This window comes from Streptomyces sp. NBC_01750 (assembly GCF_035918095.1).
Lineage (GTDB): Bacteria > Actinomycetota > Actinomycetes > Streptomycetales > Streptomycetaceae > Streptomyces.
Window position 1 is genome coordinate 482,510 of record NZ_CP109137.1, and the last position, 16,776, is coordinate 499,285.

The window sequence follows — 16,776 nt, forward strand, 5'->3', positions numbered from 1 at the left end:
TGACGGTGTCCGCCGACTGTCACAGACGTGTCACAGGGCACATCGGCAGGTACGCCGCCGCTCGAACGCCGACGCCGGGCCGGCTTTCGAGCCGACAGTCCCCTCCTCGGGCATTGCCGGCGGCAGGGCCCTCGTGACAGCGCTGGGTTGGTGCTCCCTGCCCCTCAGGATCATGCTTGTCAGGAGGGCCCCGGCCGTGCAGGTTCCCGAAGGGCGAGATGAGCGGCGATGGAGCGACTTCCCACCCCTGGTGAGCGGCCGGACGAGTCGGACGCCTCCCCCGGGTCGGCATACACGGCCACGGCCACTGTCAATGAGCAGGGCATCGTGACGGGGTGGAGCGAAGGTGCCCGGCGGCTGCTCGGCTATAGGTCCTCGGAGGTCGTGGGGCAGAGGGCCGCGCGCCTGCTCGCCGATGACATCGGCGAGACAAGTCGGCGGGATGCGGCAGAGCGGGAGAAGTGGAGCGGCAGCGTGGCGCTGCGGCACCGGGACGGTCACCGGCTTCAGCGGAGACTGCTCGCGCATCGCCGGACGTCGAACGGCCCGGTCACCGAGTGGCTCGTGGTGTCCGCCGTGGCGGGCGAACCGCGCACGCACGGGGGCGAGGCGCTGAGGGAATGGGTGTTTCGCCAGTCCCCCTGCATCCTGGCGGTCTTCGATGCGGACCTGCGGCTGGTGCAGGCCAACGCCGGCATGGAGCGTGCGCTGTCCCTCACCGAGGACCAGATGCGCGGGCTGCGCCTGCCGGAAATCGCGCCGCATCCCGTGAGTCACGAGGCCGAGACGAAGATGCGCCTGGCACTGGAGAGCGGTGAGCCGCAGCACGTGGACGCCTACATCCGCCCGACGGGTGTCAGCGCGGAGCGCGGCTGGTCGACCTCCCTCGCCCCGCTCAAGGACCCCCACGGCAGGGTGGGCGCCGTGTGCCTGGCGGCGCACCACACACTGCAGGAGCACCTCGCCCGGCAGCGGATGCTCCTGCTGAACGAGGCCGAAGCCCGTATCGGCACCACCTCGGACATCCAGCACACAGCGCAGGAACTCGCCGACGTCGCCGTCCCCCGGCTCGCGGACTTCGCCGCCGTCGACCTGCTGGATGCCCCCCAGCACGGCGGCGAACCGCCCCCCGTCCCGTCGGCAGGGCCCATCACCATGGGCCGCACCGCCGTACGGTCGGTCCTCGAAGACAGCCCCGTGCCACCTCTCGCGGCGGGTGAAAAGACCCTCTACCCGCCACTGTCACCTGTGGCTCAGTGCCTGGCCCAGGGCCATGGCGCCGTGTACGAGGTGACCGACCCCGCCATCGCCCGGTGGACAGCCCAAGACCCCCGGGCCACCTGGATCCGCGCGGTGGGGACACACTCGCTGATGGTGGTGCCGATGCGCGCCAATGGCACCACTCTCGGCGTGGCCCTTTTCGGCCGTCACCAGCGCCAGGAGCCCTTCGAACCGGACGACCTGTGGCTGGCCGAGGAGCTCACGGCCAGAGCGGCCGTCAGCATCCACAACGCCCGCCGGTACATCCGGGAGCGCACCACCACCATGACCCTGCAGCGCAGCCTGCTCCCGCATACGCTGCCCGATCAGGCGGCACTCGAGATTGCCTCCCGCTACCTGCCTGCCGGTACCGAGGCCGGCGTGGGCGGCGACTGGTTCGACGTGATCCCGCTTTCCGGCGCGCGGGTGGCCCTCGTCGTGGGCGATGTCGTCGGCCACGGCATCCGCGCCTCCGCCACGATGGGCCGCCTGCGCACCGCGGTGCGCACCCTGGCCGACGTCGATCTGCCGCCCGACGAGCTGCTCACCCACCTCGACGACCTCGTCATCCACCTGTCCGCCGACGAAGGCAGCACGGAAGGCGCCGCCGAAACCGCCGGAGGCATCGGCACCACCTGCCTGTACGCGGTCTACGACCCGGTCTCCCGCCGCTGCACCTTCGCCCGGGCCGGCCACCCCCCGCCCGCCTTGGTCACCCCGGACGGCGCCGTTCACTTCCTCGACGTCCCGGCCGGCCCGCCGCTGGGCCTGGGCGGACTGCCGTTCGAGACCTTCGAGACCGAACTGCCCGAGGGCAGCGTCCTCGCCCTTTACACCGACGGTCTGCTCGAGGCCCGCGACCACGACATCGACGAAGCCCTGGACAAGATGTTCGCAGCCCTCGCCCGCCCAGCTCAGTCGCTGGACACGGTCTGCGACAGAGTCCTCACGGCCATGCTGACCCACCGCCCGGACGACGACGTCGCCCTGCTCATCGCCCGCACTCGGGCTCTGCACTCCGACCGGGTCGCCGCCTGGGACCTGGCCTCCGACCCCGCCATCGTCGCCCAGGCTCGCAAGGACGCCACCGACCAACTGGCCACCTGGGGACTGGACGACGCCGCCTTCATCACCGAACTGACGGTCAGCGAACTGGTCACCAATGCCATCCGCTACGGCCGACCGCCCATCCAGCTACGGCTCATTCACGCGGACAGCACCCTGATCTGCGAGGTCTACGACTCGAGTAGTACCGCCCCGCACATGCGACGCGCCCGGACCTTCGACGAAGGAGGGCGGGGCCTGCTGCTGGTCGCCCAGCTCGCCCAGCGCTGGGGCACCCGGCACGCCCCCATCGGCAAGACCGTCTGGGCCGAGCAATCCCTTTCCGGGGGCTGAGAACCATCCAGGCGCGATCAGACGGCACCCGCAGCGGAAGGATCCGCGTGAGGGGGGCCTGGTCGTCGGCTTCTCGGTCGGCGTCCGTTGGCGACGCGTCAGGAGGGGAAGTACTTTCCCATCAGCGCGGCCCAGTCGCCGGCGAGGTACTGCCGTTTCCAGGTGTCGATCTCGTGTGCCGACATCTTGTATTTCTTGGCGGCCTCGGCGTTTGTCGTGGGTCCGTGCAGTACGACCATCACGATCCGTACCTTGTCCGCCAGCGTGAGCTTTTCCTTCGGCTTGTCCGGCAGGTCCTCGAACCGGGTACAGCCGTGCGTACCGGGCTTGCCGGGCTCTCCCGGCTGGCCGGGGGCGCCGCCCTTGCCGCTATCACCGCCCTTGCCGCCGTCACCGCCGTTGCCACAGTCCGCGCGGCCGACGAGGTGAGCGACCTTGACCCGGTGGCCGAGACCTGTCGCGGCGTTGTGCGGTGCATGTGCGGCACAGGCGATGCCGACGGCAAAAGCCAGTGAGGCCGGCGCCAGGATGAAGCGACGTTGCCAGAGACTTCTGGGCATGGGAGTTCCTTAAGAATTGGTCCCGGTCCGGGAGGTCTTCGGGGCCGGAGCCCGACGGGGTGGAGGCCTCGGGCCTCCACCCCGTCGGGGTGAGCCGTCGCGGCCTGGACGGAGTGGGCCGTCCAGGCCGCGGGGTGTGACGGTTGGGAGGCCGCCTTAGGTGGCGTCGCCCCCTGCGCCGCCGTCACCGCCCACGACACCACCGGCACCGCCGTCACCACCAGCGCCGCCCTGGGTGGTGCCGGCTCCGCCCTTGCCGCCGTCACCGCCCACGACGCCGCCGGTACCACCAGTGCCGCCGGCGCCGCCTGTGTCGCCCTTACCGCCCGTGCCGCCGTTACCGCCCGCGACGCCGCCCACGCCGCCGTTACCACCAGCGCCGCCCGTCTTCTTCGGGGCGTCCTTCGGGGCGTCCTTCGGAGCGTCCTTCGGGGCGTCCTTCGGCTCCTCCTTCTTGTTGTCGTGCTTGTTGCCCTTCTTGTTGTCGTGCTTGCTGTCCTTCTTGTTGTCGTGCTTGCTGTCCTTCTTGTTGTCGTGCTTGCTGTCGTGCTTTTCCACATGAGCGACGAGGCTCACCGCCGGCGAGGCCGGCATCGGGGCCGCCATCGCGGAAGAGGCCGGCAGGATGGCGACCCCGGCCATGAAAGCGCCCGAGGCGAAAAACGTGGCAAAGCGCAGGTTCCGACGCTTGGGACGGGCATCGCTGTGGGTGTGAACGTTACGAGTCATGGTTTTCTCCTATTGGTATAGATGGATTCTTTTTAAAGGGGAAGATCCTCGGTAAGGACTTCCGTCTTACCGTGCTGCCTCGTTTTCCCTTCCGGTGAGGCCGCACTTCAAGTAGGCCCGGGCGACGCAGCGCGGTCACGTTCCGATAAGTCGTGGCTTGACGCAGCCGTAGGCGTCGGGTAAAAGCGCGCAAAAGGCCGGCCGATGGGCAGCGGTCGGCCATTCTCCGACCCCGCATCGGTCGGCCCGGCAACACGCGCACCGTGACAGCCCACCCGCGCGGCGAGGCCCACCGACAGCCGCATCCGTATGACGGCACACCACAGCTCACCTCGGCGGCCCGCGAGCGCCGCGGCCGCGCCCTGCTATGCCGCACGCAGCCGCCCCACTCGGCGCGAGCACCACGCGACGCACACAGCAGCCCTGCCGTGCGGGCACCTGCGCCCATGCTCCAACTTCCCTCCTCCTGCGACGGTTTCACGCAGCCGAGTTTCCAGGACGGGAGGGTTCTGACACCGCGTCACAAGCGGGCCCGTCTATCGCCGCGCCCTACCTGCACCCATCCGCAGCGCGAGGACGAGGCCACGGGCATCGGCCGCCCAGGCCCGAAGTGCTCCCAGCCATGGCCTCGCCGGCGAGGTGCCTACTGACCTCTTCGGGGTGTTGTCGGGTGGCGGGTGAGGCTGAAGCCGGTGCCGGCGAGACACCCGTCGATGAGTTCGGGATGACGCTGGATGCGACGCAGTCCGCGGCGTAAGACGCGTTCGAGATGCGCGTCGTCCGTGAAGGCGACGTTGGCCAACGGACCGCGTCGCAGCAGTGACCACACGCCTTCCACCGGGTTCAGATCCGGTGCATAGGAGGGAAGTTGCACGATGGTGAGCCAGTCGTGTTCGGCAGCGTACTGCCGCATTCCGGCGGCCCGGTGGGTGTTGAGATTGTCCCAGATCAAGACGATCGGGGCGCCGAGTTGCAGGTGAGCACGCACGACCAGGTCGCGGTAATCGCTCCAGGCGAAGCTCTTGCGCCCTGAACCGGGATGCTTGCGGTGACGATAGGGCCGGAAGATCAGCCGCGATGTCTCGCCGGGCTTATAGCAGCACAGGGCCGCGATCGAGAAGCGGCGCCAAGAGCGTCCTCGCACCCGCACCACCGGCGTGTGCCCCCGCCGGCTCCAGGTGCGGGCGAGGGACGGTGTCATCGAGAACCCTGCCTCGTCCTCGAACACCACGTACGCCCCGAGCGCCGCCGCAGTCATTCCACGTGCGGCCACACGTCCTTCTTCCACAACCCCACCGCGTCGTCGTCCCGTTCCACAGCCCGCCGGGCAGGCGACTGCCAGGACCAGCCGTGACGGTGCAGCAGCCGCCACACCGCCGCTGACGAGCAGTCCACCCCGAACTTCCACCAGATCAAGGCCCGGATCCGTCCCAGCGTCCAATGCTGGTCCTCCCAGCCATGCACGGCCGGCCCCCGCGCCAACTCCCGCTCCAGTTCGGCGAACCGCTCATCAGATACCTTCGGCACCTTCGCAGGCCCCGACGTCGCCAGAGCCTCCATACCGCCCGCCCGCCAGACGCGCCGCCACCGCTCCACCGACCGCGCACTGACCCGCAGATCCTTCGCGATCACCGCGTTCTTCTCGCCCCGCACGAACCGCTCACCAGCCTCGAAACGGACCCGCTCCCGAGCCTGCTGCCCCTCGGCGGTCAACCCGCCACCCTGCGCATACCGCATATCACCGGCCTACCGCAGGGATCACCACCCGTCACCCCCTCCGACAACACCTCGAAGAGGTCAGTAACTGCGGCAGCCTTGCCTGTACCTCGGCGTCGGTTTGGTGCCGCTTGTGGTCCGCGCAGCCGATGGCGCGGCCGGCGTCGTCGGCGTGGATGCAGTGGTCCTGTTTTGTCGCGGCCGTTGCAGACGCCGGCGAGCGCCTACAGCACGTCGCCCTCGCCGAGGACCCAGCGCCCCGCCCATGCGGTCGTCAACGCGGCCAGTGCTTTTTACGGGCAATTACCCGATGTCTTCGACTGCGTCAAGCCACGACTTGTCGGAGCGTGACCAGGCTGCGCTGCTCGGGCCTACTGGAAGTGCGGGCCCACCGGAAAGGAAAACGGGCGGCACATCCGTGCTACCTACCGAATTCCCGGGCCACACGTCATGAATCCGCCCAGAGAGACCGAGTTCTTGCCCATTCCCACATTGGCGAGAGCACGCAAAAGAGGGACATAGATTCTTATGAATGACACCATCTGGACGCGTCGTCTGGCCGTCGTCGCCACCTCCGCCCTCCTCGGCGTCGGCGGTGTTCTGATACCGGCTTCCGGAGCGTTTGCGGCACCGTCGGCGCAAAGCGTGGCGAAATCGGCAGTCACCACAGACCGCAAGGACCACAAGAAGCAAAAAGACCACAAGGATAAAAAGGATCACAAGAAGGACCACAAGGGTCACGACGGTCACGACGATCTTTGCCGTCCCGGTGATGGCGGAAACGGCGGCAATGGCGGCAACGGCACCGGTACCGACGGCACTGTCTGTACGGCGCCGGGCGGTGCCGGCACTGGAGGCGCCGGCGGTCGCGGCGGCAACGGCCGCTGCGGCGGCAACAGCGGAAAGGCCGGCCGTGGTGGCGCCGGCAGTGGCGGCAAGGGCGGCCCGCCGTGTCCCGACGCGCCCAAGCCGCCCGAGCCGCCCAAGGACGACACCGGCAGCTCCTCCGCTCAGGACGCGCCCAAGCCGCCCGCGCCGCCCGCGCCGCCCAAGGACGACACCGATAGCTCCTCTGCTCAGGACGCGCCCAAGCCGGCCGGGGACGTCATCGTCAAGTGACGTGGGAAGACACCGGAGGTAGATGGCGTACCAAGGCTTGTGAAGCGCTCGAGTTCGTGCCCCACCGCGCCTGCGGTGGGGCACGAACCTGTACGCGTTCTGCCCCGGCCTCGAGTAAACCGCCAAGTCCGCCGACCGCCCGGAAGCCCAGAGCCGGCAGGCATACGCCCCATCGCTTCGGTACGAGGCTCAAGGCTCCCGGCGACGCGTGGCAGTGCGCCACCCTCAAGGCGCCGCTGGACGACGCCAAGCGGGCCGGCGAGACGATCAACGTCACTCTGATCCGCACCAAGGCCATGCACCAGGACCAGCCATCCGACCCTCCCTGAGCCGGCGAGAGCACGGGCGTGCCATGCGTGAGCAACAACGAGATCGAGGCCGACTACGCGGGGCGACGCCTCATCAAACGACGCCCCGAGGCCGAAGGACCCGGCCGATCGGCAGAACACTGGAGCACTAACCGGGCAGACGGCCAAAGACCGGCCGGGCCCAGACAGGCGGATCCGGGACCGCCCCGGGGTGCTGCGCGGCTCCGACGACCCCAGGGTCCACCTGTGTCGGCGGATGCGAACCCTTGCCGATACCGCTCGCAGTGGCACGCAGAGCCGCCACGAACTCCAGGCAGGAGCCGTAACGATCCTCGGGAACCTTCGCCAGGGCCATTGCCAGAACACCGTCCACCGCCGACGGGATCCCGGGCCGTTTCTCGCTCAGAGCAGGCGGCTGATCGTACTGATGCGCCCACAGCAGCGCCATGTCCTCATCCCGCTGGAAAGGCGGCTCACCCGCGAGGGTCTCGTAGACGACGCAGGCAAGGCTGTACAGATCGCACCTGCCATCCACGGGGCGGCCCGAAATCTGCTCCGGTGCCACATAGTCGAGCGTGCCGACGAACTCGCCCACCTCAGTGAACCCGGTCAGCGACAGCGACTTCTTCGTCAGCCCGAAATCCGTGAGATAGACATGCTCAGGATGATCACTGTCAGTGCCCCGGGCGACCAGAATATTGCCGGGCTTGACGTCCCGGTGAACCAAGTCGTGTTCATGGGCCGCATCGAGTGCCGACGCCACCTGAGCGGCGATACGCAGCGCAGTCGCAACCGGCAACGGACCGTCCCGGTCGAGCAGAGCGCGCAGATCCAGTCCCGAGACATAACGCATGGCGATATACAAGACACCATCCATCTCACCGGCTTCAAAGATCGGCACGATATGCGGATGGTCGATCGCAGCAGCCACACGCGACTCGTGCGTGAAACGGCGGCGGAAGGTGTCGTTGCGGGCCAGCTCCGGGGCAAGCAGCTTCAGCGCGACCGTACGGTCCAGACGCAAATCCCTTGCGCAGTACACAACGGCCATACCCCCACGACCGATCTCACGCTCCACCCGGTAACCGGCAATCTGCGCCCCGATCAGACCCGAAGCCCGACCCGAATACAGATCCATCCCATCCGACGCCGCACTCGTCACACGCCACCACCGCCCAACCGTGCGGCAGCCGCGAGACAGACACACGGACCATGCCCGACCGCGCGGCCCCACACAACACAAGCACCACCGGCGACTATGCCGCCCCATGGGCCACAACCCACCCCGCGGTGCCGACTCGGACCCATCACCACGGAACCGGAACCGCTCTCGAAGACAAGTCCCGGCGCAGCCGAACCGACAGGCCGCTCACCCATGCCCAAATTCTATCCAGTGATCCACACAACTGCTTGATTAAGATCAACCCCGATCTCACGGCCGGCCCACCCACCCCACCGCGGCCCCGCTGTCACGAGACAGCGGGCGGGATCCCCCGCAGCATGGTGTCCGCTCACCGACACGACCTGGCGGCAGATCCGCGGCGTCGTCAAGCGGCGCGGCAGCCGTGCCAACATGAGGAAGAAATCGCCCGCGCTCTCGACACGCTGCTGCGGCGCAGCGCGGCCGACACGGGCAGCCGCCGCGTGCAGACTCTGGCAGCGAAGGTTCGCGCCGCCTCACCAGATCGGCGGGGAGTGCAGAGGAAGCCGGCTCTGCCTTGCACCTTCCGGTAGCGCCGGGATCCGGCATGTGTGGTCGCTTTTCGGTGTCAGCAGGTGGCGATCCGGCGCTGCCGACGCACAGCCCAACGGCCGGAGGAGCAAACTTCTTCGATCTCACGCCCGGGCTTGATCCCCTGGGGGAGGACACTCAGGGTGTGGAGCCCCATATGACGGTGCGTCACCACACCCCGGGTGCCCGCTCCTGTCAGCGTCTGCGCGTCCGGCCGGCCCAGCCACTGCCGATCCCCGCCACGTGCAGGGCCAGGAGGGCGAGGCCAAGCAGCATGACGTTTCCGGAAGAGAAGACATGGTTCGTCGTGATCTCGGCAGCGTTGATCAGGAAGGAGATGAAGAACAGTACCGCTGCGGCTATGGCAAGCATGGAGCAGCTCCTCTCGAATGGGTGACACCCGTGTGCCCCCGAATCCGGATACCAGACCCGGATCGTCGAAGGTGACTGCAGGGAGTGACGCCGCCGCAGGTTGCCGGACGGCTGTGGATCTCCCAAAGCCGGCCCCGGGCCGCGTGGGCGGTCGGGGCCGGTCTGGCTTCTTCGGGAGGCCGGGTCTTTACGACGTCAAGCGGCAACCGCCTCGACTACCCCTTCCCCAACGCGCTGACCTGGAGCTGTCAGGCACCGCTGCTGCTCGCCGAATCCGGCTGCGCCTGGCTCTGTCGGCGCGGAGACGACCCGACCACACCGGTGGCGGTGTTCGCCTCAGCGGGGAATCTGCTCCCAGCTCTCGTCCTGCTTGCCGTTGCACGTGTACTGGATCAGCTGCGTGCCCTTCGTGGCGGTGGCGCCGCGAGCGAGGCACTTACCGGAGTAGACGTTCCGCAGCGCCTTGTTGCCGCTGTCGTACCACCACTTCTCATCGACGGCCCCGTTGCAGGTGTACTGGATCACCCCGGCGCCGTCATTGAGGTGCGAGGCGGCGCCCATGCATTTGCCCGAGTATTCGTTGCGCACGAAATACGCCGTCTTACCGTTGGAGTCCGTGGTGGTCTCGAAGACCCAGCGCTCGTCCTGGGCGTTGTTGCAGCCCCACTGGATGACGGGGGCGCCGTTCCCGGTCTTGCTGCCACCGCCCGCGCAGAGGGCAGTACCGCTGGTCCTTGCGCGAGGCGTCGATGGTGTACCGGCCCACCATGGGCAGGGCCCACTGGTGCCAACGGGCAGAGGAGACACCGTTCTTGATGCCGACGGCCTCGGTGCTCGTCTGCATCTTCCACAGGTGCTGGAAATCGTAGACCTGCAGTTCGCCACCGTTTGCGCGACTCTCCGCGGCGCGACGGGTGGACACCGGCTCACCGGCAGCCACACCTGTCGGCGGGTCCGGCGAATGACACCTGTCCCAGGGGGCGGGCGTGGCTATCGGCCTCCTCGGGCAGGACCGGGCCGCGTCTTGCCGCCCACGTTCCGTCCGGACCCAGGCCCGCCCACCTCAGGTCCGTCCGTCCCCCGGCCCAGCTGCCTGGGCCCGTCCGCCCCAGTGTCATCCCCTCGCAGGCCCGCCCGCTCTGGACGCCCCCGCCCGCAGCCCGTCCATCACGAGGTCCAGCAGTCGCGTCGCACGCGGCTGCCAGTCGCTGTGCGGGTCGATCTGCCAGAGCCCGGCAATGGCGAGCACGAAGTCGTCGGGGGTCAGCCCCGGGCGGATGGTGCCGGCCTTCTCGTTCGCGTTCAGCAGGAGCGTGACTGCCTGGGTCACCGGGCCGTGACCCAGCTGGGCCAGGCTGCCGTACTTGCTGGTGGTCTTGCGCAGGGCGTCGGCCAGGCCGGCCTTGGCCATGGCGTACTGGGCCAGGCGGTCCATCCACTCCCTCAGGGCCTGGTCAGGCGCGCGGGTTTGGAGCAGCTGGGCAGCGGTGTCGGCGACCTGTTGCATCTCGTAGCGGTAGACCTCCAGGACGAGGGCCTCGCGGTTGGGGAAGTTGCGGTAGAACGTCCCCTGCCCGACGCCCGCCTTCTTCGCGATCGCGCTCAGCGGGGCGTCCGCGGCCCGGGTCAGCTCGGCCAGGGCGACTTCCAGGATGCGCTCGCGATTGCGTTGCGCGTCCGAGCGCAGAGTCGCACTCTTTTCCTCCTGCACTCGTCCTCCTTCGGAATCACAGCCAAGCCCGGCCTTGTTAACCGGACAGTTGTCCGGTAAGTTCGACGACTAGCGGACACCTGTCCGGTTAGGTTCACCATAGCGGCATTCGGCCAGTGTGGCCGACCGGTGCCCATCGTTACCGGTTCATTCACCCGCATCGCCCTCTCCCTCCCGGACCGTCTGCCGGGATCGTCTCGTTCGACGCGCATCAGCAATGCGAAAGAAGGCTGATCATGGCCCCATCGACGTCCAGCACCATCACCCTGAACATCAATGGCGAGAAGTACACGCTGCCCGTCGACCATCGCACCACCCTGCTCGACGCCCTGCGCGAGCATCTCGATCTGACCGGTACCAAGAAGGGCTGCGACCAGGGCCAATGCGGCGCCTGTACGGTACTGCTCGATGGGCGCCGGGCCGTTTCCTGCCTTCAGCTCGCGGTCGCGGCGGAGGGGCGCGCGATCACCACCATCGAAGGCGTGGCCGATGGTGACCGGCTGCATCCGGTACAGCAGGCCTTCCTCGACCTCGACGGCTATCAGTGCGGCTACTGCACACCGGGGCAGATCTGTTCGGCCCTCGCGGTGATCGAGGAACACGCGGCGGGCTGGCCGAGCGCCGTGACCGACGATGTACGGCCCGAAGCGGGAGTGCCTGCACTCACCACCGAAGAAATCCGCGAGCGGATGAGCGGCAACCTGTGCCGCTGTGGCGCCTATGTGTCGATCGTGCAGGCGGTCGCGCGGGCGGCGGAGGCGGCCGGGACCAAGGTCAAGGAGGAGGCCGCATGAGGGAATTCGGCTACGAACGCGTCTTCGACATCCCCGGAGCAGTCGCCCTCCTCGGCGCCTCCCCCGACGCCCGCTTCCTCGGCGGCGGCACCAACCTCGTCGACCTGATGAAGGCCGGCGTGGAAAGGCCCGCACTGCTCATCGACGTAACCGAACTCCCTCTCGAAGCAGTCGAGTTCACTCAGGACGGGCTGCGTATCGGCGCGACGGTCACCAACAGCGACCTCGCGGCCCACCCCGAAGTGCGCCGTCACTACCCGGCGTTGGCGCAGGCCGTCCTGGCCGGTGCCTCGGGACAGCTGCGGAACATGGCCACGGTCGGCGGAAATCTGCTGCAGCGGACCCGCTGCGGCTACTTCACCGATCTCAGCAAACCGTGCAACAAGCGTGCCCCTGGCAGCGGTTGCCCCGCCCTGACGGGTGAGCACCACAACCACGCGATCCTCGGCGGCTCCAAGCACTGCGTCGCCACCCATCCCTCCGACATGGCGGTCGCGCTCGCCGCCTTCGACGCCGTCATCTCGTACGAAACGGCGGACGGGCCGGGCGAGTTGTCCATGACCGAGTTCTATCTGCCCGTGGGCGACACCCCGCACGTCGAGACCGCCCTTCCGCCCGGCGCACTCATCACCGGCGTCACGCTGCCGCCGGCCCCGGTCGCCCACCACTCGCGGTACCGGAAAGTGCGCGAGCGCGCTTCGTACGCATTCGCGATCGGCTCGATCGCCGCCGCGCTCGAGGTCCAGGACGGTGTCGTACGCGACGTGCGCCTCGCGCTCGGGGCGGTCGCGTCCCGGCCGTGGCGGGCCCGTACAGCCGAGCAGGTGCTGATCGGCGGCCCGGCGAACGCGGAGGCGTACGCCGCCGCGGCGGATGCCGAACTGGCCGCCGCCGAGGCGCTTCCCGAGAACGGATACAAGGTGACGTTGATGCGCAACCTCGTCGTGGCCGTGCTGACCGAACTCACCGAAGAGGCGACCCGATGACCACGCCGACCACGCCGACGCCGCCGACCACAATCGCCGCCGTGACAGGAGCCGTCAGCTCCGCCCACACCCGAGTGGAGGGCCGCGACAAGGTCACCGGGACGGCCCGCTACGCCGGAGAGATACCCTTCGCCGAACTCGCCCACGGCTGGCTGGTGTTGTCGACCGTGGCCCGTGGCCGTATCCGCTCCGTGGAGGACGCCCCCGTCCTGGCCATGCCCGGCGTCCTCACCGTGCTGCACCACGGGAACGCGCCGCGCGTCGACACCGACTATGCGGGCATGCTGGGGCGGCCGAACCCGGTCCTCGGGATCTTCCAGCACGATCGTGTGCCCTTCGTGGGCTGGCCGGTGGCGTTGGTCGTGGCCGAGACGTCCGAGCAGGCCAGGGAGGCCGCCGAGGTGCTGGTGGTTCGATACGACGAGGAGCCGCACGACGTCGCGTTCTCCTCGGGACTCTCCGGCGCGTACACGCCGGAGAACAACCCGATGGTCCAGGTCGAGACGGAGAAGGGGGACGTAGAGGCCCAACTCGGGGCTTCCGCCGTCGTCGTGGACGAGGAGTACACCACCCCGGAAGAGCACCACAACCCGATGGAGCCGCACGCGGCGACGGCTCGCTGGGACGGCGGCCGGCTCGACGTCGTCGACTCCAACCAGGGCAGCACCTGGGTGGCGAGCGAACTCGCGCAGCTCTTCTCCCTCGATCCGGTCTCCGTACGGGTGCGGTCCGAACACGTCGGCGGCGGCTTCGGCTCCAAGGGGCTGAGCCCGCACCAGGTGGCCGCCGTGATGGCCACGACCGTCCTCCACCGCCCGGTCCGCGTCGTACTGACTCGCCGTCAGATGCCCTCCCTAGTCGGCTTCCGCAGCCCCACGGCGCAGCGGATCAGGCTCGGCGCCGACCCCGACGGCCGGCTGCGCGCTTTGGACCACCAGGCGCAGAGTCTTACCTCGACCGTGCATGAATTCATCGAGTCGAGCGCGGTGATGGGGCGGGTGATGTACGACGCCGACGCGCATCACACCCTGCACCGGCTCGTACGGCTCGACGTGCCGACCCCGGCCTGGATGCGCGCACCGGGCGAGGCACCGGGATCCTTCGCGCTCGAATCCGCCCTCGACGAACTGGCCGAGAAGTGCGGCATGGACCCGATCGCGCTGCGCGCACGCAACGAACCCGAGACGGGTCCCGTGTCCGGGCTGCCGTTCAGCAGCCGCAATGTGCTCTCCTGTTTCGAGGAGGGCGCCCGCAGGTTCGGCTGGGCGGACCGGGACCCGCGTCCCGGCCTGCGCCGTGAGGGGCGCTGGCTGCTCGGAACCGGAACGGCGGCGGCCACCTACCCCTCGGGAGTCGGCCCGTCCACGGCGGCCATGACCGCGGAGCCGGACGGAACTTTCACCGTGCGGATCAACGCGGCGGACATCGGGACCGGGGCACGTACCGCGATGACCTTGGTCGCCGCGGACGCGCTGAAGGTGGATCCGGACCGCATCCGTGTGCGCATCGCCGACAGCGACCTCGGCCCGGCCATGTTCGCCGGCGGCTCGATGGGTACGCGCTCCTGGGCGTGGGCGGTGACGGTCGCGGCCGACGAACTGCGGGAGCGACTGGCCCTGGGGGGCGGCATTCCGCCGGAGGGGATCACCGCCCGGTCCAACACCGCCGAGGCCATCGGCGCCCTCCCAAAACTGGAACGGCACTCCTTCGGAGCACAGTTCGCCGAGGTCGCGGTGGATGTCACCACCGGTGAGGTGCGCGTACGACGGCTGCTCGGCATCTACGCCGCAGGCACCATCGTCAACCCGCTCACCGCCCGCAGCCAGTTCATCGGCGGAATGACCTGGGGGCTGTCCATGGCCCTCCACGAGGAGGCGACAAGGGACCAGGCCTCCGGCGGCCACGTCGGCGCCGACCTCGCCGGCTATCACTTCGCCGCGCACGCCGACGTACCGCTCATCGAGGCGGACTGGGTGGACGACCCCGTCCCGGACGACCCGGTCGGGATCAAGGGCATCGGCGAGATCGGCGTCGTGGGTGTCGCCGCCGCGATCGCCAACGCGGTGTGGCACGCGACCGGTGTACGCCACCGGGACCTCCCGATCCGTCCGGACCGCGTCCTGCGGGCGGCGGACGAAGCCCGGCGTCGGGCGGCGGGGGGAGCCCGGAGTGCTTGACATCGCCGAGGAGTTGAACCGCTGGTTCGAGGAGGGCCGGGACTTCGCTGTCGCCACCGTCGTGGCCGTCGGCGGCAGCGCCCCGCGCGGTCCGGGCGCCGCCCTGGCCGTCGACAGTCACGGCACCGCCATCGGTTCCGTCTCCGGCGGTTGTGTGGAAGGGACCGTGTACGACCTGTGCGTCCAGGCGCTCCAGGACGGCCGGACGGTGCGGATGCGGTTCGGATACAGCGACGAGGACGCCTTCGCGGTGGGACTCACCTGCGGCGGCGTCATCGAAGTCCTGGTCACGCCGGTGCGCGCGGACGCGCCGGTGTTCCGGGCAGGGGTGTCGGCCGCGGACCGAGGAGAGGCGGCGGCACTCGTACGGGTGGCCTGGGGCCCGGGCGAACTGCTTGGCTGTGCGCTGCTCGTTCACCCCGACGGATCGTACGAGGGAAGCCTCGACGGACATCCGGATCTGGACCGGACGGCGGCGGAGGGGGCCCGCGCGATGCTGGACACCGGCCGCACCGGCACCGTCGAGATCGCGGAGGACGGGTCGCGCTGCCCGGGCGGCATAACGCTGTTCGTGGAGTCGAGTGTGCCGCCACCCCGGATGATCGTCTTCGGCGCCGTGGACTTCGCGACAGCGCTCGTACGGGCGGGAAAGTTTCTCGGCTACCACGTGACCGTGTGCGACGCCCGGCCGGTCTTCGCCACCCGCGTCCGCTTCCCCGAGACCGACGACCTCGTGGTCGACTGGCCGCACCGCTACCTCCGGCGCACCGCGACCGACGAACGAACCGTTCTGTGCGTGCTCACCCATGACGCCAAATTCGACGTTCCTCTGCTGGAGACCGCCCTGCGGCTGCCGGTCGCGTTCGTCGGCGCGATGGGCTCACGCCGTACTCACGAGGACCGCAACCGGCGCCTGCGCGAAGTCGGCGTCACCGAAAGCGAGTTGGCCCGCCTGCGCTCCCCGATCGGCCTCGACCTGGGCGCCCGTACCCCCGAGGAGACCGCCTTGTCCATCGCCGCGGAGATCATCGCGGCGCGCCGGGGCGGGACGGGGGTTCCCCTGACCGGTTCCGGAACGCCCATTCACCATGGCATGGACGCGAGGAACGAGGGCGAGGCCGGGTCCCGGTCGGCGGCATGACCCGGCTCGGCCGCGAGGCCAGGACGGCCGGTGGCGTCGCCGTGCGGGACGACCGGGAGCCCGAAGGTCGCGTATCCGAGAAGCCGTGGTCGGCCTCGCCCGCCCATGGCCGCTGAAGTCCACGTCAGTGGGTGGCCAAGAGGCAGCGCAGAGCCCTCGGCCGGTCAGGGAACCCGAGCCGAGTCCGCCGGCCCGCCACGCGGCCCGGGCCGTGAACCCGTCCTGGATGCCGCGAGGCAGCGGCCCCGCTACAGCGAACGCCGGGTCGTGGGCCTGTGCGGCGACGTACAAGATCGCGACACTGTGCATCCCGGTCGGGTGCGGCGGCGCCCCCGGGGCCTGCAGTCCGGCAGACGCGGCGTGATCCACCCCAGGCACATTGACATTTTCACCTTTGCGTGGTTATAGCCTGTACGGGTGGTGCATCCCTCGGCACGGTCGTAGCGTCGATTGAGGAACAACCGTTGGAAGAAGGGCGCCGCCACGACCGGCTGCAGCTCCTGACGCGCAGACCGCAGCGCCGGGGGCCAGTGAGGTGTACACGGTGGGCCACGTGGGCTCGAAAAAAGGGCAGCTGGGGAGCCGACATGCAGGAACACAAGCACAAGACAGCGGTCATGCTGTGTGCTGCTGCGGCGCTCGCAGCAGCGGTGGTACCGGCATCCGCTTCCGCCAGGGCACCCTCGCCCCCTCACGTAGTGGCCGTCGACTGTTTCTCGAAGTCACAGGTACGCCCCGGCGACTTCTTGCTCGCGTGCGGGGATGGCAACAAC

Annotated in this window: 13 protein-coding genes; 6 read left to right on the forward strand and 7 right to left on the reverse strand. The window is 69.2% G+C overall.

Annotated elements, in window-relative coordinates:
* Positions 1–228 precede the first annotated feature (228 nt).
* Positions 229–2,658 carry a SpoIIE family protein phosphatase gene (locus OG966_RS02175; RefSeq protein ID WP_326647591.1) on the forward strand — a complete coding sequence of 810 codons (2,430 nt, stop codon included), beginning with the start codon at positions 229–231 and terminating at the stop codon, positions 2,656–2,658.
* A 98-nt stretch (positions 2,659–2,756) separates the two neighbouring features.
* Here OG966_RS02175 and OG966_RS02180 read toward each other — a convergent pair whose 3' ends face one another.
* The 3 genes from OG966_RS02180 to OG966_RS40680 all read right to left on the reverse strand — a co-directional run bounded on the left by OG966_RS02180 (position 2,757) and on the right by OG966_RS40680 (position 5,684).
* Entirely contained in the window at positions 2,757–3,218 is a 462-nt protein-coding gene (locus OG966_RS02180) for a DUF1153 domain-containing protein (protein WP_326647592.1), read from the reverse strand.
* A gap of 156 nt (positions 3,219–3,374) precedes the next feature.
* Positions 3,375–3,947 (reverse strand): hypothetical protein, encoded by a 573-nt coding sequence (locus OG966_RS02185; protein WP_326647594.1) that lies wholly within the window; start codon positions 3,945–3,947, stop codon positions 3,375–3,377.
* A gap of 643 nt (positions 3,948–4,590) precedes the next feature.
* Positions 4,591–5,684 (reverse strand): IS630 family transposase gene (locus tag OG966_RS40680; RefSeq protein ID WP_442806643.1). Its coding sequence is split into 2 segments (ribosomal slippage): positions 4,591–5,220 and positions 5,223–5,684, totalling 1,092 coding nucleotides; the frame shifts between segments, so codons are not numbered across the junction.
* A gap of 507 nt (positions 5,685–6,191) precedes the next feature.
* Here OG966_RS40680 and OG966_RS02200 point away from each other — a divergent pair.
* The gene (locus tag OG966_RS02200) at positions 6,192–6,782 is read left to right on the forward strand and encodes a hypothetical protein (RefSeq protein WP_326647596.1); all 591 of its coding nucleotides are present in this window, start codon (positions 6,192–6,194) and stop codon (positions 6,780–6,782) included.
* 456 nt (positions 6,783–7,238) lie between these two features.
* On the opposite strand, the gene OG966_RS02205 is transcribed toward OG966_RS02200, so the two are convergent.
* The 4 genes from OG966_RS02205 to OG966_RS02220 form a co-directional block, all read right to left on the reverse strand.
* Positions 7,239–8,228: a serine/threonine-protein kinase gene (locus tag OG966_RS02205; protein ID WP_326647598.1), complete on the reverse strand. Its 990-nt coding sequence runs from the start codon at positions 8,226–8,228 to the stop codon at positions 7,239–7,241.
* A gap of 789 nt (positions 8,229–9,017) precedes the next feature.
* Positions 9,018–9,194 carry a hypothetical protein gene (locus OG966_RS02210; RefSeq protein ID WP_326647599.1) on the reverse strand — a complete coding sequence of 59 codons (177 nt, stop codon included), beginning with the start codon at positions 9,192–9,194 and terminating at the stop codon, positions 9,018–9,020.
* 336 nt (positions 9,195–9,530) lie between these two features.
* Positions 9,531–10,001 carry an RICIN domain-containing protein gene (locus OG966_RS02215; RefSeq protein WP_326647600.1) on the reverse strand — a complete coding sequence of 157 codons (471 nt, stop codon included), beginning with the start codon at positions 9,999–10,001 and terminating at the stop codon, positions 9,531–9,533.
* 307 nt (positions 10,002–10,308) lie between these two features.
* Positions 10,309–10,905: a TetR/AcrR family transcriptional regulator gene (locus tag OG966_RS02220; protein ID WP_326647601.1), complete on the reverse strand. Its 597-nt coding sequence runs from the start codon at positions 10,903–10,905 to the stop codon at positions 10,309–10,311.
* A gap of 236 nt (positions 10,906–11,141) precedes the next feature.
* On the opposite strand from OG966_RS02220, the gene OG966_RS02225 reads away from it, so the two are divergent.
* The 4 genes from OG966_RS02225 to OG966_RS02240 are packed head-to-tail and all read left to right on the forward strand — an operon-like array spanning position 11,142 to position 16,003.
* Entirely contained in the window at positions 11,142–11,699 is a 558-nt protein-coding gene (locus tag OG966_RS02225; protein WP_326647602.1) for a 2Fe-2S iron-sulfur cluster-binding protein, read from the forward strand.
* Positions 11,696–12,685, forward strand: coding sequence for an FAD binding domain-containing protein (locus OG966_RS02230; protein WP_326647603.1), 990 nt, complete (start codon positions 11,696–11,698; stop codon positions 12,683–12,685). The genes OG966_RS02225 and OG966_RS02230 overlap by 4 nt, the downstream gene beginning before the upstream one ends.
* Complete coding sequence (locus OG966_RS02235; RefSeq protein WP_326647604.1) at positions 12,682–14,862, forward strand: xanthine dehydrogenase family protein molybdopterin-binding subunit; 2,181 nt, start codon at positions 12,682–12,684, stop codon at positions 14,860–14,862. The genes OG966_RS02230 and OG966_RS02235 overlap by 4 nt, the downstream gene beginning before the upstream one ends.
* Positions 14,855–16,003 (forward strand): XdhC family protein, encoded by a 1,149-nt coding sequence (locus OG966_RS02240; RefSeq protein ID WP_326647605.1) that lies wholly within the window; start codon positions 14,855–14,857, stop codon positions 16,001–16,003. The genes OG966_RS02235 and OG966_RS02240 overlap by 8 nt, the downstream gene beginning before the upstream one ends.
* Positions 16,004–16,776 lie beyond the last annotated feature (773 nt).

Bases quoted from the DNA above. Each gene is read 5' to 3' on its own strand.
- OG966_RS02225 (WP_326647602.1), top strand. From the start codon at position 11,142: ATGGCCCCATCGACGTCCAGCACCATCACCCTGAACATCAATGGCGAG.
- OG966_RS02185 (WP_326647594.1), bottom strand. From the start codon at position 3,947: ATGACTCGTAACGTTCACACCCACAGCGATGCCCGTCCCAAGCGTCGG.
- OG966_RS02230 (WP_326647603.1), top strand. From the start codon at position 11,696: ATGAGGGAATTCGGCTACGAACGCGTCTTCGACATCCCCGGAGCAGTC.
- OG966_RS02235 (WP_326647604.1), top strand. From the start codon at position 12,682: ATGACCACGCCGACCACGCCGACGCCGCCGACCACAATCGCCGCCGTG.
- OG966_RS02180 (WP_326647592.1), bottom strand. From the start codon at position 3,218: ATGCCCAGAAGTCTCTGGCAACGTCGCTTCATCCTGGCGCCGGCCTCA.
- OG966_RS02205 (WP_326647598.1), bottom strand. From the start codon at position 8,228: ATGGATCTGTATTCGGGTCGGGCTTCGGGTCTGATCGGGGCGCAGATT.
- OG966_RS02210 (WP_326647599.1), bottom strand. From the start codon at position 9,194: ATGCTTGCCATAGCCGCAGCGGTACTGTTCTTCATCTCCTTCCTGATC.
- OG966_RS02200 (WP_326647596.1), top strand. From the start codon at position 6,192: ATGAATGACACCATCTGGACGCGTCGTCTGGCCGTCGTCGCCACCTCC.
- OG966_RS02175 (WP_326647591.1), top strand. From the start codon at position 229: ATGGAGCGACTTCCCACCCCTGGTGAGCGGCCGGACGAGTCGGACGCC.